The sequence below is a fragment of the Parendozoicomonas sp. 209JJ7-1 genome, assembly GCF_058147085.1.
Window position 1 is genome coordinate 197,664 of record NZ_JBYVJU010000005.1, and the last position, 17,322, is coordinate 214,985.

Here is a 17,322-nt window from a genome sequence, read left to right on the forward strand (position 1 = left end):
TATGACTGAATCACTGAGTCTCTCCGCAGCGTTTTTACTTGGCCTGCTTGGGGGCGGCCACTGCGTAGGCATGTGTGGAGGCATTATGTCCGCCCTCAGCCTTGGCCGTGCCGACAACCGCTGGAGCCTGAACAGCCTGGGCATACTGCTGGGTTACAATATTGGCCGTATTTTCAGTTACACCCTGATCGGCTTTTTAATGGGCACCCTGGGCTGGTTCCTTGGTGGCTTCAGCAAGGAATTCAGCGTCGCGCTCAGAGTGCTGGCCGGCATTATGCTGGTGTGCATGGGCCTGTATCTGGCTGGATGGTGGCGTGGATTAACAGCCCTGGAACAGATTGGCCATAAGCTCTGGCGCAGAATTCAGCCCAGGGCATCAGCCATGCTGCCCATCGACAGTCCGGTGAAAGCTATAGGTGTTGGCGCGGTCTGGGGCTGGCTGCCCTGTGGGCTGGTGTACAGTACACTGATCTGGGCTGCCGCCAGTACCAGCGCCGTTCAATCAGCCTCTTTAATGCTGGCCTTTGGCCTGGGCACACTGCCGGTTCTGCTGGCCACAGGGCTGTTAGCCCGACAAATGATGGCCCTGCTGCAAAGCAAGGTGTTCCGTTCCGCCGCCGGTATTCTGGTTATCCTTTTCGGTCTGTGGACCATTCCCGGCCCCCACCAGATGTGGGTAATGATGAAGCTGGACTTCTCCGGCCAGCCCCATCAGATGCATGGCGGGCAGATGGATCATGAAAATATGGACAAAGCTCCTGTCGATCACTCGGCAATGGATCACTCTCAAATGGGCCATTAACAGGAAAAATCTTTTATCTGATCCATACTCCCGCCTCTTTGCTTCAAATTAAGAATGCGGGAGTACAACTTTGAAGGACAGGCCACACCGCTCCAGGATTCTATTTTATCTGTTCTCTGGCCTGCTCTTTTCTTCTTTTTTATTACTTTCTGTGGGCACGTATTGTGATCTTCCCCTGAAAAACCAGCTTACACCCCTGGTTCTCTACCAGCTGCTCTCAGCACAAAAGCCTGAAGCCGAGATAACTTCCTCTGTTACAGATTTCCCAGAGATAAAACGGCTCACTAATGACCTGACTGATGAGCAACAGGCTTTTTTAAGTCTGGCCACCCAGGTGGAAGGCTTTTTTATTCTGGAAGACTCTGAAAACACAGAGTTACTGGAGACTTTTCGGCTTGAACAGCCCGATATATCCCTGCACTACCCCGCAATTCTTGACCAGGCAATCTCTGCCGATGGGGAACAACAGCTGAAAGTCCTGCCATTTGGAATTATCTCCATGGCCCGGGGAGGAGGCGGAAAAAGAGCGCATCCGTCAAAGCAAAAGGCAGACAGTTCCAGGGCATCAGACTCAGTACAGACAAATCGTACTTCTGGCCACCGCAAAGGCAACCGTGGTGATGGCAGTTCAGGGGATGCAAATAAATGCCCGCCAGTAACGGAAGAGTCCAGCCAGAGACGGACAGATAACCGTTACCAGCTCAGTATCACTATTAAGCAATCCGACAAACCCGATCGTTCTTATCTGGTTGAACCTGCCGATGCAGAGTCCCGGGAATATTTTGACCAGAAACTGCGCTGCAGTTACCCGGATTGCCACTACAGCTGCGCCCGGGACCCGGTCTTTGCCCTGCACCGGGACGACCCGGACTGCAACGCCCTCTATTGCCGGGGTTGCCTGAATGAAGCTCTCGGGGATGTCCTTGACCAGTATTGCCAGCAATGTGGTGACCCACTGGACCAGGATGCCCATATTCCTGCCATCCACAGCCAGCAGCCAACTTTTAGAAAACGCCAGATGTCACTGAAAATACGCTGTCCAAACCATGATATGCAGGGCACCCACAGCGGCTGCCAACAGATATTGAAGCTGGAGGATTTACCCTCTCACCTGCATAGCTGCCCGGCTGAAACACACCACTGCTTTAACTGTGACACCAATGTCGTTGCAGGGCATCAGTGCCGGGAGCGGGTCGTTCATTGTCCGGAATGCCGTTTCAGCCATAAATTCAGAGAAACCCACGGTCACCGCCTGACTCTCCGCCATGCCACAGGGGTGACCCGGATGACAGCGTCCCGAATGTTTGATTCTGCATACGCGGCCTCCCTGCAACAGACAGCCGATGCAGCTGAACAGAGCATTGAAGATAGGCGGGCATACTATCTGGCTATCAACCGGCAACAGGCTACCCGGCTATGGCCCCCTGCAACCCTGAGAAAAATCACCGACCACTCCCTCGGATTTGCCCATAATCCATGGCTGCGACTGGGCGTCAGCGGCACACTGGCTGCAGGGCTGACAACATCTCTGATATTCAATGGAGCAGCCTGGCCAGTCGCCGCTGCGGGGCTGGCCACAGGAACCCTCGCCACCTTGAGTACCGGCGTTTATGGCACAATTCCGATTATCAGAATTCCGGCCAATATCGGTTACAGCCTGAGTCTGTTAACCCTGTCAATGGCAACAATCTGTTGCCGGAGTACACACCAATCGCCCCTTAAAGACGCGCTGGCACCAGTCAGTGCGGAAGGGGTCACCTTTTTCCAGACCCTGAAAGATATATTCCAATACCTGAAAAGAAGCTGCTCAACCCATTCCTTCCCCCCGACCCGGCAGAACGGGCCGGATATGCAGGTTTTCCCGGTTCGCCTGAACAACCAATAGCGCCTAGCGTCCATATGGGAAAAAGAATATCCGCCTGGAAAACATTAATATATTCCAGCAGCCAGAACTGGTAAGATTAACCGCGTACTGGAAAATCCCACCTGCCATTGATGCACGTCAACATCAAACCACTACAAACAAGTAGACTGTCAATCAGTATTGTATGCAGGCACTTGTTTTTATTTACCATCTAAAGTGTTCAACAAAAACAACATTGCAGCATTTTGATTGCAGGGTATAACCATGACTAACTCACTGATCTGGGATTCCGGATTACTTCAACGATATGACCGGCCAGGGCCAAGGTACACCTCTTACCCTACAGCCGTACAGTTCAACAGTGAGTTTAATCCAGAGACTTTCCACTGCGCCGAGAAACTGAGCGGGCAGCAGAGAAAACCACTATCGCTGTACTTTCATATCCCCTTCTGCAATACCGTCTGCTACTACTGCGGCTGCAACAAGATTGTGACCAAACGCAGGGAGCAGGCCCAGCCTTACGTAGATTTACTGTGCCAGGAAATGGCCATGCACGCCGAACTGCTTGGCCACCGGGGCCTGGTTGAGCAACTGCACCTTGGAGGGGGTACGCCCACGTTCCTGAATGAAGCGCAGATCCAGCAGCTGATGGAAGCCGCAGACAAACACTTTCACCTGAGCTTCGGAGAGTTCGCGGATTATTCCCTGGAGATTGACCCCCGGGAAGTGGACTGGAGCATGATGGGCCACTTGAGAAACCTCGGTTTTAACCGCATCAGCCTGGGGGTTCAGGACTTTGACCCGAAGGTGCAGGCTGCCGTTAACCGTATCCAGCCCCGGTCGGTTACCGAGAATGTGCTGGACGCGGCCCATGCCATGAGTTTCCGCTCCATCAACATAGACCTGATCTACGGCCTGCCCCTGCAGACCCGCGACAGTTTTATGAAAACCGTGAACAAAGTCATAGAGCTGCGCCCGGACAGGCTGTCGGTGTTTAACTACGCCCACCTGCCCCACAGATTTATGCCCCAGCGCCGTATCCGTTCAGAAGACCTCCCGACACCGGAAGAGAAGCTGCGGATCATGGAAGCCACCACCCAGCGTTTGCTGGAAGCCGGTTATGTGTACATTGGTATGGATCACTTTGCCCTGCCGGACGACGACCTGGCCATTGCCCAGGAGGAAGGTTATCTGCACCGCAACTTCCAGGGCTACACCACCCACGGGCACTGTGATCTTATTGGTATGGGTGTGTCGTCCATCAGTCAGATAGGCGATACCTGTTCCCAGAACCATACGGATATGGAAAGCTATGTCAGCGCGATAGAGGCCGGACGCCTGCCTATCGCCAAAGGTATGCAGAGCAATGCCGAAGACCAACTGCGCTCTCATATCATCCGCCGACTGATCTGTGATTTTCATCTGAATTTTTATACGCTGGAAGCCAACTGGGGAGTGCGCTTTACCGAGCATTTCCCGGAAGAGATGGTGGCCTTAAAAAAAATGGCGGAAGATCAGCTACTGACTATTGATCACGACCATATACAGATCCTGCCCAGGGGCCGTTTATTGATTCGCAATATTTGTATGGTGTTTGACCAGTATCTGCCTTCTGCTCAGAAAACGCCGCTTTTTTCCAGGATTATCTGATCAATAAGGGAAAAACAATCATCCAGGTGGCACCGTATCACCACCTGGATTTTCTGCCAGGGACTGTTTAGATTTTAGGAAACCCCGGATTTTCCAAAGTTATTGACACTATCATCCTGCCATACTTTGGGAAGTATCAGAGTCAGATGAAATATCCGAGCTGGGTTTTAACTTACTCGAACGATTTTTCTTAAGGAAAAAACAGGCCGTTAGCACAGAAGCAACACAAACCAGCACCAACGCAGCTTCAAAATTCCAGAAACCCCACGGATTCGGCTCAGGCGGAATAAATCCAATCAAAAGACATGCAAAGATGCAAATACCACCAATGAGGCTGACCACCCACATGCCAGCCGTTCCACCAGGCACCTTATAAGCACGTTTAACTTCAGGGTGTGAATAGCGTAAACGAATCGCCGCCATGAACATAAGAATGTACATCAGCGCATAAAGCACTATGGCAATGGAAGTCAGTATCAAAAAGACAGCATTGACGTCGCTTGTCGTTAAAAATATCAGACCAATTGCAGAAATCAGCGTAGCCTGCGCCAGCAGCAATCTGACAGGTACATCGTTGTCATTGGTTTTTTGGAAAAATGACGGCAGGTTTCCATCAACACCCGCTGCCCACAGACCTTTAATAGGGCCAACTACCCATGTGCTGACCTGTCCTGCAGCTCCCATGGCAATTAAAAAGGCAATCACAGGAATCACCCAGGTCATCTCATAATGATGCAGCAAAATGGAAAAGGCCTGCGTTGCACCATTAATTGAATTAATCTGGTCAACAGGAACAACTCCTGCAATGGCCAGCCCTCCCAGCAAAGTCAGGACAAACCCAATAATCGCCGCAGAAAATAAGGCAATGGGATAATTTCTCTGCGGGTTCACGACATTTCTTGCATGGCTGGCTGACACCTCAATACCGACAAAGCCGAAAACAAAACTCAAAAATAACAGTAAGTCTTTCGTATCAGTCAAAGATGGCAGGAAATTCCTGGACGTTAATTGATAATCCACCTGTATTGGATTGCCTTGCAACAGATACCAGGCACTGCCTCCAATTAAAAGAAGTGTTGGTGTGATCACACCCACGACAAGAGCAACACTGGAGATCATCCCAGACCTCTTGGCTCCTTTAAAATTCATTAAGGTAGCCAGCCAGTAGATAGCAATTATAGTCACTGCAATAAAATATTTGTTATTACCAAGTTCCGGGGCAAACACATAGGCTAAAGAACCACCGACATAAGCCAGAATGCTGGTTACACCAAAAATACTCTGCACCCATTGCAACCAAACAGCAAGGAAACCTAACTTATTACCGAATGCAGCCTCGACCCAGCTATAAACACCATTGGAAGGCCAGCCCGTTGCAAGCTCAGCTGACACCAGCGCTGCCGGAATAAGAAACGCAAAAACCGTTATGATATTAAATATAACCATATGCATACCGGTTTCAGCCATCGCCGGCATATTTCGCAACGTCATGAACAATGCTGCGGTAATAAATATCAACGGTATAACTGTCAGTTTGTTGGAGCCTTGCTTAACTGGACTGTCATCCCCCAGTTCCATGGAGCTTTGCATTATTTTTTCCTGTATTTCGGGATTTATTTTATTGAAAAAAATGGCTCATTCCGCGTGTCCAGCACACATGACATTTGAAATGATGAATCATTGAAGTTACGCAGCTGCAAATCTTCCTGAGTGCGTAACTTCAATAATTAATTTTCAGGATAAGCAATTAACTGTGCTTGAAACTGCCTGAATCCTGTTCATTACTCTGGTTAACAACAGGATGACGCTCAAAATAGTTAACACAACGCTTAAGGTCGTTGATCATCAGGTTGCCCATATCCCGGCTGAAACCATGACGTACCAGAATGCGCATAATCACCAGGTCTTCACGATTCGGCATGGAGTAGGCCGCAATCTGCCAGCCACGGCTGCGAATTCGGTCGGACAGGTCATAGAGGTTGAAGTTCTTGCTGGCTTCCTCTTTCAGGGACCAGCTGATAGCGGGAATACCGCCTTCACCCTTGTAGATCACATCAAACAGCCCGATTTTTTCAATTTCCTCAGCCAGATAGGCGGCAGTGTCATAACAGGCCTGATGAATACGACGATAGCCTTCCTTGCCCAGGCGCAGGAAGTTATAGTACTGGGCGATAATCTGGCCGCCGGAGCGGGAGAAGTTCAGGGCGAAGGTGGGCATATTGCCGCCCAGGTAATTGACATTGAAAACCAGGTCATCGGGCAGGTCAATCTTGTCACGCCAGATTATCCAGCCCACGCCCAGAGGTGCCAGACCGAATTTGTGCCCGGAGGCGTTGATGGATTTCACCCGCGGCAGGCGGAAATCCCAGACCAGGTCCGGGTCAACAAAGGGAGCCAGGAACGCACCACTGGCACCATCCACATGCACCGGAATATCCAGGCCGGTCTCTTCCTGCAGGCGGTCAAGCGCCGCGCACACTTCCTGCACCGGTTCATACTGGCAGGTAAAGGTCACGCCCAGGGTTGGTACCACGCCGATAGTATTTTCATCGCAGCGCTTGAGCACCTCTTCCGGGGTCATCAGCAGGCGGTCGCCTTCCATGGGAATTTCACGCAGCTCAATATCCCAGTAACGGGCAAATTTATGCCAGCACACCTGGACAGGACCAGTGACAAGGTTTGGTTTGTCAGTTGGCTTACCCTGGGCTCTCATTTTTTCCCGCCAGCGCCACTTCATTGCCAGCCCCCCCAGCATGGCCGCTTCGCTGGAGCCTGTGGTGGAACAGCCCATGGTGTTGGTGGCTTCCGGTGAGTTCCACAGGTCAGCCAGCATATGAACGCAACGTGCTTCAATCTCTGCGGTCTGGGGATATTCATCCTTGTCGATCATGTTTTTATCAATACATTCATCCATGATGCGATGCACATTATCGTCCAGCCAGGTCTGGCAAAAGGTGGCAAGGTTTTGGCGTGAGTTGCCATCAAGCATCAGTTCATCATGAATCACCTGAAAGGCATGTTCAGCAATCTGTTCATTTTCAGGCATACGATACTTCGGTATGGCCACAGACAGGCTGCTTGATGCATAAATATCATCACTGATTTTATCGCGGACTGTATCTTTATCATGACAGGGCATGAAATATACTCCAGATTGAAGATAGAACCCGGCTTTCGAAAAAATTCTTTTTTCATTATCAATAACCGGGCTATGGGGGGAAAGCGATAAGCAGGAAAAAACTGACCATCTGGCCTTAAAGAAATACCAGCTTTTCTATCACTGCTTTAAATAAAAATTTAATTGCGACAAGGCTTCTATCAAGCCTGCGCATGCATTTGTTTTCTCAAAACAAACGAGTAAGACATCAAGCCAAGACCATTGGTCAATAATTCAATGGCAAAAATAATACCCAAAATACTTTCTGTCGTTGCTGGATAACCGGACAAAACGGAGACAGCAAGCAGAATAGAAATAATACCTGACACCAGTATGATACCAAACGCTTTATTTTCCCGATGGCTTAATGCAATTATGATTTGTGCAATACCAGACCCCATAAGAAGGGCTGTGATAACCATACTAAGAGCAAGTACTCCCTGTACGGGATATATAATAAATAACCCCCCCATGGCAAGAGTAAATAAGTTCATAGCGACACTCCAGAATCTGTTTCCTCCCTGGGGAGAAGTTTGCGAGAACAAACTAATCAAACTGGAAAGTATAAATGCAACGCCTAGAACCTGCTCAATAACCATAGATGTAAAAAACGGATGCATTATAGATATTAATCCACCCAGGAAAGCCAAAAAACCCGCCAACAACCAATAATTATAAACTTTCATTTATTAGATCCCATTCAAAAACATTTAAAAACTCAAATCAGGTTACTTCCACAGTGAAAACATTCACAAGAGCAACTCAACACGCACAACAATTAATAATTCACACCGCTAATTATGAGCGGTAGAGTGTACAGGTTCCTGGAAGTAAAGTGGATCAAGTCCAGTTTCCAGATTCGTATTCCTCTTGTTCTTCAAGAGGTATTGGTAAAGATGATCCTTCAGTACTTTTGATTCGTATTTCCCCTTTTCATTCTTCCTGGCAAAAAGATAAGTCTCCAAGTTAGCCAGGTCATCAGCGAATATGGCATTCGCTTCTTTATCATCGCAGCTTCTCAGCCAGGCCAGCAAAGCATCATAAACTGGCTTTGCTTGCCCCCTGTGAATGGCATCTTCCAACTGTTGCTGTTTTTCTTTTCCATCGCACTCTCTGATAGATGCCGCTTTATTAAAAGCAGTATTAAAAGAAGACAGCGGCATTTTATTTTGCTTGTTTTCAACCTTGGTTTTACGGAAATAATTAAGGAATTTCAGTATTATTCCGGCAACCATCAGAAGAACCAGCGCCATCCCCAGCCAGAAAAACTTTGACCGGTCTTTGATTTTTGCAAGGGCTGCCTCCGGTGATTGTCCGGGAACCGGGGTCTGTGCCTGGCTAATTGCCGGACTGCCTTCTACAGCCGGTGCAGCAACCCCTTCAACATGGATTGTTTCTTCGGGCAGTATTGCTACCTTTTGAGTCCCGGTACTGGTATCCAGCCAGTTAACCCTGACCGGGGGAAGAACAATATTGCCACTACGGATTGGTACAACTGAAATAAGAGTTTCGCGCAGGGCAACAGTCCCTTGGCTGGTTTGCCGTTGATCTGTTGAACTGCTGTCGACATAAATCTTTACTCCATCCGTTTTAGTAAACGACAATGCAGGCAGTTGATTTTTCTGAACGCCCAGAGCGATTAGTTTTATTGTGCGCGTAACCGGTTCTCCAACCTTAAATGTGGGTTGAGCAGGCTCCCAGTGAGCCTCAACTTTAACCTTTTGAGCAGGTAAAAACCAACTGTTTTGTCCCCCATGGGGATCAGCATAAATATCAAAACCAAGCTCATCGGTTCTCACGCGAAAGGGCGAACCCTCAAAAGTACCCATTGATGGAAACGAGAAAGGGAAATTATCGAATACGGAGCGCTGACGTCTATCCGTCACTACCTCACCTTGCAGAATAAAAGGGGGCAATGAGAGTCTTCCACTTTTCTGAGGCCGTAAAATATAGTGTCTGGTAATGATCTGGTGGGTTTCTCCCTGAATCACCTGCTGGGATCTCTTATCTTCCCCCACCTGACTCAGTTCAAAATCCTTACTCTCTGGCGCAATAATGGAAGCCTGCCGGATAGGCTCAACCGTATCAATTTTGACCGTAACCGGTATTTCCTGATAGAGATAATGCTTGCCCGGCCTGGCCTCTGCTGTGATAGAAACACCACTATGACCCGTTGCCTTGGGAAGGTCACTGGCCGCTACAGCCTTGATTTCCAGCGGCTGACTGCTGACACTGCCCGCGGAAATCGCCGGCATGACCAACTGGCCCTGGGCTTTGGGGGTCAGGGTAATAACCCAGCTTTTACTGGAGCTTCGTCGTCCATTAATAATACTGGTCCGCAGGGACTGGGAGGTACCCAGTATTTTGAAGTTCTCTCCCAGCGGCGTCAGGTCAGGGGCTTCGGCATCCGGGCCAGCGGTGGTCAGAGTCAACTGAAATGTATCACCAACACTCACTGTATCGGCGTTTATTTCGGCTAACAACCCCGCTGCCAATGCTGATTGCCCAAACAGCAGCGCTGACAGGACGGCTGCTAATAACATCTTAAATTTTTTTAACATCATATTCTGCCCTCCTTAATTATTGCTCTGCCCGCAGTTGCAGGTAGTGCTGCTGAATACGAGCCCGCAGCAAACCGGTCGGATCATCAGATACACGACGCAATTGTTGCTCTGTGGCTTGATCCAGGGGAGTTTTTTTCTTGTCTGAACGAGAACCTGACGCCTTCTCTTTCGGCTTATGCTCACCATTCCCCTTTAATATTGATGACATTAATTTGGAGAAGACGTTCTGGTCTTTATCCGCCTTACCTGCTGACAGGGAACCTGCCGCCTGTTCAGGCGTCTGTTGCTGAGTAGACTTGTTCTGCTGCCCGTTCTGACCGGACTGCTGTTTCTGCTGGTCGCCAGACTTATTCTGCTGCCCGTTCTGACCGGACTGCTGCTTCTGTTGATCGCCAGACTTGTTCTGCTGCCCATTCTGACCAGCTTGCTGCTTCTGCTGGTCGCCAGACTTGTTCTGCTGCCCGTTCTGACCGGACTGCTGCTTCTGCTGATCGCCAGACTTGTTCTGCTGCCCGTTCTGACCGGACTGCTGCTTCTGTTGATCGCCAGACTTGTTCTGCTGCCCATTCTGACCGGACTGCTGGTTCTGCTGCTGGCCTGATTGCTTATTTTTTTGTTGCTGTTTTTTCTTTTGTTGCTGCTTGAGCAGTTTGGCAACCAGATCACGGTTAAAACGGGCATCAGCGTTGTTCGGCTGCTGCTTAAGGAAACTGTCGTACGCCTCCAGGGCTCCCTCCAGATCACCCGATCTGGCCAGAGCGTTACCCAGGTTGTAATCGTTCGCGGTATCACCCAGTTGCTTATAACTGTTCGCGGCTTCCTGATAGTTGCCGGCACGATATTGAGAGGCCGCTTTCCAGGATGGGGAAGCAAACTTCCGCTTGGCGCGGTCAAAGTCGCCGGCCTGAAAAGCGTCCTGCCCCTGCTGGTCTTCTGTTTGCCAGAGGTTGTGCCAGTAATTTTCCAGTGCTGTTTCTGCCGCAGGCTCTGGCTGTTCTGCTTTCTGTTCGACGGTGCTGGCCGCCAGCGTCTGGTCGTGGGGTAGCATCCAGCCGCTGAGGGTGAGCATAAGTGCGAACACCAGACCGCGACGAAACAGCAAAGGCAGCAGCAGTACCGGAATAATCAGCAGCCAGTAACCCTGGTCAACCCAGCGGTCCGCCTTGATGGAACTCAGGGTCTGTTGACCTTGAGGGGAAGGTTCCCTGGGTAGCAGCCTGTCCAGGTCGGTATCGTCCGCCGTCATCAGTGCCAGCTTGCCACCACCCTCTCTGGCCAGCTGTTCCAGCCGGAGTTTATCCAGCTTGACCTTGACGGTTTTTCCATTTTGATGGATCAGACGCCCACTATCAGTTTGCAGGAAAGCGCCCTGCTCGCTGCCGATGGCCAGTACTGACAGGGTATAACCCAGCTGACGGGCCTGACGGGCCGATGCCACAGCCGCTTTGGGATCACTGCCGGCGCTGTCGGTCAGGACAATAATACGCCCGCGGTGAAATCCGGCCCGGCCCAGAAGGCCCGTGGCCTCATTAATAGCCAGGTCAAGGCGGTCGCCCAGTGCCGGCATCAAGCCTGTGGACAGCTCCGGCAACATCTGCTGAATCACATGGCGGTCACGGGTCAGGGGTGTGGCGACAAAAGGAACATCGGAGTAAATCACCAGCGCCCGGTCATCGCCCTGAGTTTTCTGAAGAATATCCTGCAGTTTGTGAATTGCGCTTTTCAGGCGGCTGGGTTTAATATCATCAGCGTTCATGGACTGAACCAGGCTGAGCACTACCACTGTCGGCTCTCCTCCCTGATAGGAGGGCGTGGACGTCTTTTCCCATACCGGCCCGGCCAGGGCAAATATCAGACTGCAGACGCTTAAAAGTCCGACAAGCAGACCAAGTGCTCGCCGGAAAGAACTTGTCGCCTGATCAGACGAACTGCTGGCATGGGTCATGTAAGGCAGCAGATGCGGGTCAATATAACGGTTCCACTGATCTTCTGAATGGCTGCCAAGTTTGCGCCAGGAAACACTGACCAGCAGCAGAGCCGGAATCAGGGCCCAGAGCCATTCCGGTCTCAGGAAGTGAAAGTTATCGATCATTGGGTTCATAGCGCTTCCCCCCGGGCGAACCATCCCCGCTGATCCGCTCCACGTAGAGCGACCAGACCTGCCAGTACCGCCATCAGCAGCAGTGCCGCACCTGCGGGCCAGAAGTAGAGGGCAATTTCCGGACGTACATACACTGGGTCACCGGTGACTGGTTCCAGTTTGTTGATATCCTGGTAGATGGCGGCCAGCTTCTGGACATCGGTGGCCCGAAAGTATTGCCCGCCGGTCAGGCGTGCCATCTGCTTGAGAGTCGCTTCATCCAGATCTTGGGACGGGTTGACCAACCGCTGGCCAAAGGGCGTATTTACAGCCACCGCATTGGCACCAACACCGATGGTATAGATACGAATACCCAGCTTTTTAGCCAGTTCCGCGGCCTTGATAGGGTTCATAACACCGTCATTGTTAACCCCGTCGGTCAGAAGAATCAGTACCCGGCTGTCGTCCGGGCGCTCTTTCAGCCGTTTGATCGCCACAGCGACAGCGTCACCAATCGCGGTTCTCTGGCCAGTCAGCCCGACCTGGGCCTGGTTTAACAGATTGCGCACAACATTGCGGTCGTAGGTCAGAGGTGCCTGCAGGTAGGCCCGGTCAGAAAACAGGATCAGCCCGACCCGGTCTCCCTTGCGGCGGTTAATAAAGTCATCCGCGGCCTGTTTCACCACTTCCAGGCGGGTTGCGAGCTGGCCGGTCAGGGTCAGATCCTGTTCAGCCATGGAGCCGGACAGGTCAATCGCCATCATCAGGTCCCGCCCTTTGCTGGGCAGCGACGTTTGTGGGCCGACAAAGGCTGGTCGCGCCAGGGCGATTACCAGCAGCGCCCAGATCAGGGAAGCAAGCAGCAGAAAGCCCCGGGAGAGGCTCTGTCCTGCCTGGCCACTCTGGTGGTTTTTGAAATAATCAAAAAAAGGCACCTTCAGGGCCCCCGAGGTTGTCGCGTCAACGGGTTGCAGAAGTCGACGGGCCAGAAAGGGAACCGGCAGTAACAGAAATGCCAGCGGCCACAGAAACGTTATCATGTGTGCCTCCTTATCCACTGTTCAGTCACTTCAAGCATTTTTTGATGGCTGGGTGAACTGTCACATTCCGTGGGCTGATAGGGTGCCTGAGCAATAAAGGTGGCAATATCAGCGGGCATGCCATATGCCCCAGTGGTGAGATAATCCACCCACTGCTGGCCGCTGAGCAGACCGATCTTGTCCGCGTCAAGTTGCAGGACCACACGGTGCAGCAGTATGGACAGGCGTTCACCCAGATCGCGACTGCTGAGGTCAGCCTGGTGGCTACACAGTTCATGCAACTCTTTCAAAGCCAGTCCTTTCAGGCTTCTGGCCGCTTTTCTTCGGTAAATAACCAGACCAACCGAAAGCAGGAACAGGACGGCCATAAGCACCCACCACCCCGGAGCAAAGGGCCACCATGACACCTGTTCTGGTAGTGAGATATCGTGTAATGCGGTGAGCTGAGACTTAAGATCTGGACTGAGAGGCATACTCAGCGTGCCCTCCTGCCGTTGTGGTTGCGGGGATTCAGCAGAGAATCCGGATCCTCTCCGGTCATGATATGATGCAGCACCATGCGGTTCTGACGACAAAGTTTGTATAGCTGTGTCCGACGCTCCTGATAGGCGGCGCTGTACTGTTCAAGAAAACGGGGATGCAGCTCTTTCAGGGACACCAGATCGCTGCCGTTGCTGATTCGCCCGCCGGAAACCGGCAGGACTCTGTCCAGCTCATCAACCACAGCGATATTGGTGACATGGGTGTGGGCTGACAGGTGCTTTAATTCCCGTTCCGCTTCCGTATCAAAATCGTGAAAGTCAGTAATTGTGAAAACCAAACTTCCGGGGCGACACACCTTGCGCAGCCGGCGCAGCCCCTGAACCAGAGATGACTCGTCAGCGACAGGGTGATCGATAGCCGTGCCCCCGGCAATATCATCCAGAAAACGCAGCACCGAACGCCGTGTCCGGGCTGCCCGGTAACTGTTGAGACTGCCCCTGGTCAGAAGGATTCCGCCAATTCGGTCACCACCATCATGGGCGACCCAGGCCAGCTTGGCGGCGATTTCCGCGGCCAGATGAGACTTGAACCGAACCCGTGAGCCGAACTGCATCATACGACGGAGGTCAAGCAGGATATAAACTGGCCGCTCACGCTCTGCCTGAAACAGTTTGGTATGAGCCTGGCCGGTTCTGGCCGTAACTGACCAGTCGATATTCTTGATATCATCCCCCGGCTGGTAGATACGGGATTCGGCATACTCCATCCCCTGGCCCAGAAAAAACGACAGGTTGTTGCCCCACATATGGGTCTGCACCGGGCCAGCGGGCGCGAACCCAGTGACATTTCTGGGAGGACGGGCATGGATCAGCGCAGACTTGCTGATCTCTATGCCCGACGCATATTCTGCTGTCTGAATCATACGACGCCCTCTTAACTAACCGGGATACGATCAATCAGGGTGCTGATAATGTCATCCGCGGTGGTGCCGTCGGCTTCCGCTTCAAAACTGAGCAGAATACGGTGTCGTAACACGTCATGGGCGATCACCTGAACATCCTGGGGAGTAACAAAATCCGCGCCCTTCATCCAGGCATGGACACGGGAGCAGCGGTCCAGGGCGATGGTGCTGCGGGGGCTTGCACCATAGGCGATAGCGCCGGCTATATCCTCGCCGTAGCGCTCTGGATGGCGGGTCGCCTGCACCAGCTGGATAATGTATTCCAGCAGAGCGTCGGAGGAGTAGGTTTTCAGGGCCTGCTGGCGAGCGGCAAGAATATCCTGGGTACGGATAATGCGTTCAGGCCGGGATACTTCGCCCTGAGCCTCGCCGTGAACAATACGCAGGATTTCCCGCTCGGCTTCCGCGCTGGGATACCGGATATTGACATGCAGCAGGAAGCGGTCGAGCTGGGCTTCCGGCAGCGGGTAGGTGCCTTCCTGCTCAATGGGGTTCTGGGTGGCCATCACCATAAACAGGTCGGGCAGCTTGTAGGTTTCCCCACCTACCGAAATCTGCCGCTCGGCCATGGACTCCAGCAGGGCGGACTGCACCTTGGCCGGGGCGCGGTTGATCTCGTCGGCCAGCACCAGGCTGTTAAACAGCGGGCCTTTCTGGAACGCGAAACTCTGCTGCTCCTGACGGTAGATATTGGTACCAGTCAGATCGCTGGGCAGCAGGTCCGGGGTAAACTGAATCCGTCGTGCGTCACAGTCAATGGTTTCGGCCAGGGCATTGACGGCCTTGGTCTTGGCCAGACCGGGGGCACCCTCAAGAAGGATATGACCATCGGCGAACAGTGCCAGAAGCAGGCGGTCGACAAAGTCTTTCTGGCCGACAATACGCGCGTTCATATGCTTTTGCAGGTAACTGACCAGTGTATTGGCAGAGCTGGCGCAGGTATCTGGTACGGGTTGGCGCAAAACAGTCTCTTGAGTCATTTTGATACCCGATGATTCAGTGAATAAGAACAGAAAGGGATAACAGCACTGGAAAAAGAATTTTGGTTTAGCCCGGATATTTCATAAATTGCCCCGAAAATCGCGTCGGGGCAATTTATGAAATATCCGGGTTAGATCTCTTTATCTCTCTTTCTTCCTGATAACTGATGCTATTCCTGCCACTTTTCCTGAGCCTTACGCCAACTTTAAAAGAAATTAAACTTGGCGTATTTAAGAATGTTCTGGGGACTATTCGAGGTACAGATGTTCGCTACTTTATCGGCTCGCCCCGGGAACAGCTGTCTTAGCCATTGCCCTTAGGTGCAATGGCCTTACAGGCTTCGCCCAGTGCCAGTAAAGCCGCAGGATACAATGACCTTCTGATGAAGAGTGTTCACCCTGCTGATTGATGATGCAGACAAATAACACTCTGGTATGGAGATAGATACTTCAGCAATAAGAGTGCGAATCAGTGGAAAATCTCATGACTCTTCTCCATTTTTGTTTTGATCGCCTATCAGCTTAGCTGGCTGGTACAGGCGTTATTCTAGATGTTTAAAACCAAAGCTATTCTAATAACTTAAGAACCTAAAATACCCTAAGAAAAACGATTAATATCTACCTGCTTTTAATGTTATTGCTTCATATTCAATAAAACAGGTGGGTAAATGAAAACTGTCATTTTCAAAGCTGGATTGCTCGGAGTGCTAGCATCATATTCTCTCTTGTCATATTCATGGTATGCATGCCACCAACCCTGGAACTGGGTTTGTGCAAAAGATAACAAAGGCCATGTATATCAATTGTGCAAGAATGCTGACTGGGGACGGGACTGTGCCAATGTATACGATGATAGTGGTGATAATTTTATAGGTGCACTGTGGGCACCATCATGTGAAAGTATCGGGGATCAGGAGAATGTACATCCTAAAGACATTCCTCCAGGAGAAGACATTGCAGAGCCATATGGGCATTGCATATTCAATCACTAGAATGGTAAATCTCTTTTTCCGGTATAGGCTTTCAGTCCCCATAACATAACAGCATCCACCTGGCCGTCAGAGGCGGCCATTAATACAGGGGGCATGCTTCAGATCCCTGAAACATGCCAATTGCCAACCAAACTGCCTATCCTCACGACAATTGAAGAATAGACAGAGTCACTTTTTACTCCCACACATCAAACAACGCTGGCAATATCCCCAGGCTTCCGCAGCATCTTATCAATATCCCCAATATGGGTTTCCTCTTCAGTAATCAGCCGCAATGCATACTCCTCCAAAAGAACGGAACCCTCCTTCTTAGCCAGCTCCAAAAGCTCATAATAAAGAACCACCCCACTCCGCTCAAAAGCAAGAGACTCCTGCATAATATCGTGAATATCGTGCTGGGAAGTTTCCAGCAGTTCCCCTATCCCAAGGGACGGATGCTCTCCCAAGTGAGTCACCATCTCTCCCGCTTCATGGGCATGGGCAAGGGTTTCGTTGGCTGCGCTGCGAAGCCAGCCGACAATAGGTATACGACTATAACCAAACACCATAAATGAGTAATGGGTATAGCGCACAACACCGGCCAGTTCGTGCTCCAGTATTTCATTCAGCTTAGCCACAAGGGCTTCTTTATTGGACATCGTTAATGCTCCTGTATTTATAATTCCTCATCAAGCGATCGGAGTATAGACAGCCAAACAAACCAGGCCCTTTGAACAAAACCCTGAAAGGACTGCTAAACATACGGATAA

Annotated in this window: 13 protein-coding genes and 1 pseudogene; 3 read left to right on the plus strand and 11 right to left on the minus strand. The window is 51.1% G+C overall.

All coding sequences use genetic code 11. From position 1 onward, the window contains the following. The first annotated feature begins 1 nt into the window (after position 1). The 3 genes from ACY2RQ_RS07105 to hemN all read left to right on the plus strand — a co-directional run bounded on the left by ACY2RQ_RS07105 (position 2) and on the right by hemN (position 4,316). Positions 2-802, plus strand: a complete 801-nt coding sequence (locus tag ACY2RQ_RS07105; RefSeq protein WP_490112264.1) for a sulfite exporter TauE/SafE family protein — start codon at positions 2-4, stop codon at positions 800-802. A 70-nt stretch (positions 803-872) separates the two neighbouring features. Further along, complete coding sequence (locus tag ACY2RQ_RS07110; protein WP_490112265.1) at positions 873-2,687, plus strand: hypothetical protein; 1,815 nt, start codon at positions 873-875, stop codon at positions 2,685-2,687. Between the two features lie 243 nt (positions 2,688-2,930). Next, the gene (hemN, locus tag ACY2RQ_RS07115) at positions 2,931-4,316 is read left to right on the plus strand and encodes an oxygen-independent coproporphyrinogen III oxidase (RefSeq protein ID WP_490112266.1); all 1,386 of its coding nucleotides are present in this window, start codon (positions 2,931-2,933) and stop codon (positions 4,314-4,316) included. Between the two features lie 111 nt (positions 4,317-4,427). Here the strand turns inward: hemN and ACY2RQ_RS07120 are convergent, their stop codons facing one another. The 11 genes and pseudogenes from ACY2RQ_RS07120 to ACY2RQ_RS07170 form a co-directional block, all read right to left on the minus strand. Further along, positions 4,428-5,906 (minus strand): amino acid permease, encoded by a 1,479-nt coding sequence (locus ACY2RQ_RS07120; protein ID WP_490112267.1) that lies wholly within the window; start codon positions 5,904-5,906, stop codon positions 4,428-4,430. A 157-nt stretch (positions 5,907-6,063) separates the two neighbouring features. Continuing rightward, positions 6,064-7,455, minus strand: a complete 1,392-nt coding sequence (gene gad / locus ACY2RQ_RS07125; protein WP_490112268.1) for a glutamate decarboxylase — start codon at positions 7,453-7,455, stop codon at positions 6,064-6,066. 179 nt (positions 7,456-7,634) lie between these two features. Next, on the minus strand, positions 7,635-8,159 hold the full coding sequence (locus ACY2RQ_RS07130; RefSeq protein ID WP_490112269.1) for an HdeD family acid-resistance protein: 525 nt from the start codon (positions 8,157-8,159) through the stop codon (positions 7,635-7,637). 108 nt (positions 8,160-8,267) lie between these two features. After that, positions 8,268-9,389 carry a hypothetical protein gene (locus tag ACY2RQ_RS07135; protein ID WP_490112308.1) on the minus strand — a complete coding sequence of 374 codons (1,122 nt, stop codon included), beginning with the start codon at positions 9,387-9,389 and terminating at the stop codon, positions 8,268-8,270. 39 nt (positions 9,390-9,428) lie between these two features. Next, positions 9,429-10,037, minus strand: a pseudogene (locus ACY2RQ_RS07140) (BatD family protein); the annotation flags it as partial. 16 nt (positions 10,038-10,053) lie between these two features. Beyond that, the gene (locus ACY2RQ_RS07145; RefSeq protein ID WP_490112270.1) at positions 10,054-12,138 is read right to left on the minus strand and encodes a vWA domain-containing protein; all 2,085 of its coding nucleotides are present in this window, start codon (positions 12,136-12,138) and stop codon (positions 10,054-10,056) included. After that, complete coding sequence (locus ACY2RQ_RS07150) at positions 12,135-13,157, minus strand: vWA domain-containing protein (RefSeq protein ID WP_490112271.1); 1,023 nt, start codon at positions 13,155-13,157, stop codon at positions 12,135-12,137. The genes ACY2RQ_RS07145 and ACY2RQ_RS07150 overlap by 4 nt, the downstream gene beginning before the upstream one ends. Further along, complete coding sequence (locus tag ACY2RQ_RS07155) at positions 13,154-13,630, minus strand: DUF4381 domain-containing protein (protein ID WP_490112272.1); 477 nt, start codon at positions 13,628-13,630, stop codon at positions 13,154-13,156. The genes ACY2RQ_RS07150 and ACY2RQ_RS07155 overlap by 4 nt, the downstream gene beginning before the upstream one ends. A 2-nt stretch (positions 13,631-13,632) precedes the next feature. Beyond that, complete coding sequence (locus tag ACY2RQ_RS07160) at positions 13,633-14,562, minus strand: DUF58 domain-containing protein (protein WP_490112273.1); 930 nt, start codon at positions 14,560-14,562, stop codon at positions 13,633-13,635. Positions 14,563-14,573: 11 nt separating this feature from the next. Beyond that, positions 14,574-15,494, minus strand: a complete 921-nt coding sequence (locus ACY2RQ_RS07165; protein WP_490112305.1) for an AAA family ATPase — start codon at positions 15,492-15,494, stop codon at positions 14,574-14,576. 1,267 nt (positions 15,495-16,761) lie between these two features. Beyond that, complete coding sequence (locus tag ACY2RQ_RS07170; protein ID WP_490112274.1) at positions 16,762-17,211, minus strand: ferritin-like domain-containing protein; 450 nt, start codon at positions 17,209-17,211, stop codon at positions 16,762-16,764. Positions 17,212-17,322 lie beyond the last annotated feature (111 nt).

What these genes read in the sequence shown, in the direction of transcription:
- ACY2RQ_RS07170 (WP_490112274.1), bottom strand. Translation starts at nt 17,211, where the DNA reads ATGTCCAATAAAGAAGCCCTTGTGGCTAAGCTGAATGAAATACTGGAG.
- gad (WP_490112268.1), bottom strand. Translation starts at nt 7,455, where the DNA reads ATGCCCTGTCATGATAAAGATACAGTCCGCGATAAAATCAGTGATGAT.
- ACY2RQ_RS07105 (WP_490112264.1), top strand. Translation starts at nt 2, where the DNA reads ATGACTGAATCACTGAGTCTCTCCGCAGCGTTTTTACTTGGCCTGCTT.
- ACY2RQ_RS07150 (WP_490112271.1), bottom strand. Translation starts at nt 13,157, where the DNA reads ATGATAACGTTTCTGTGGCCGCTGGCATTTCTGTTACTGCCGGTTCCC.
- ACY2RQ_RS07145 (WP_490112270.1), bottom strand. Translation starts at nt 12,138, where the DNA reads ATGAACCCAATGATCGATAACTTTCACTTCCTGAGACCGGAATGGCTC.
- ACY2RQ_RS07165 (WP_490112305.1), bottom strand. Translation starts at nt 15,494, where the DNA reads ATGAACGCGCGTATTGTCGGCCAGAAAGACTTTGTCGACCGCCTGCTT.
- ACY2RQ_RS07160 (WP_490112273.1), bottom strand. Translation starts at nt 14,562, where the DNA reads ATGATTCAGACAGCAGAATATGCGTCGGGCATAGAGATCAGCAAGTCT.
- ACY2RQ_RS07155 (WP_490112272.1), bottom strand. Translation starts at nt 13,630, where the DNA reads ATGCCTCTCAGTCCAGATCTTAAGTCTCAGCTCACCGCATTACACGAT.
- ACY2RQ_RS07120 (WP_490112267.1), bottom strand. Translation starts at nt 5,906, where the DNA reads ATGCAAAGCTCCATGGAACTGGGGGATGACAGTCCAGTTAAGCAAGGC.
- hemN (WP_490112266.1), top strand. Translation starts at nt 2,931, where the DNA reads ATGACTAACTCACTGATCTGGGATTCCGGATTACTTCAACGATATGAC.
- ACY2RQ_RS07130 (WP_490112269.1), bottom strand. Translation starts at nt 8,159, where the DNA reads ATGAAAGTTTATAATTATTGGTTGTTGGCGGGTTTTTTGGCTTTCCTG.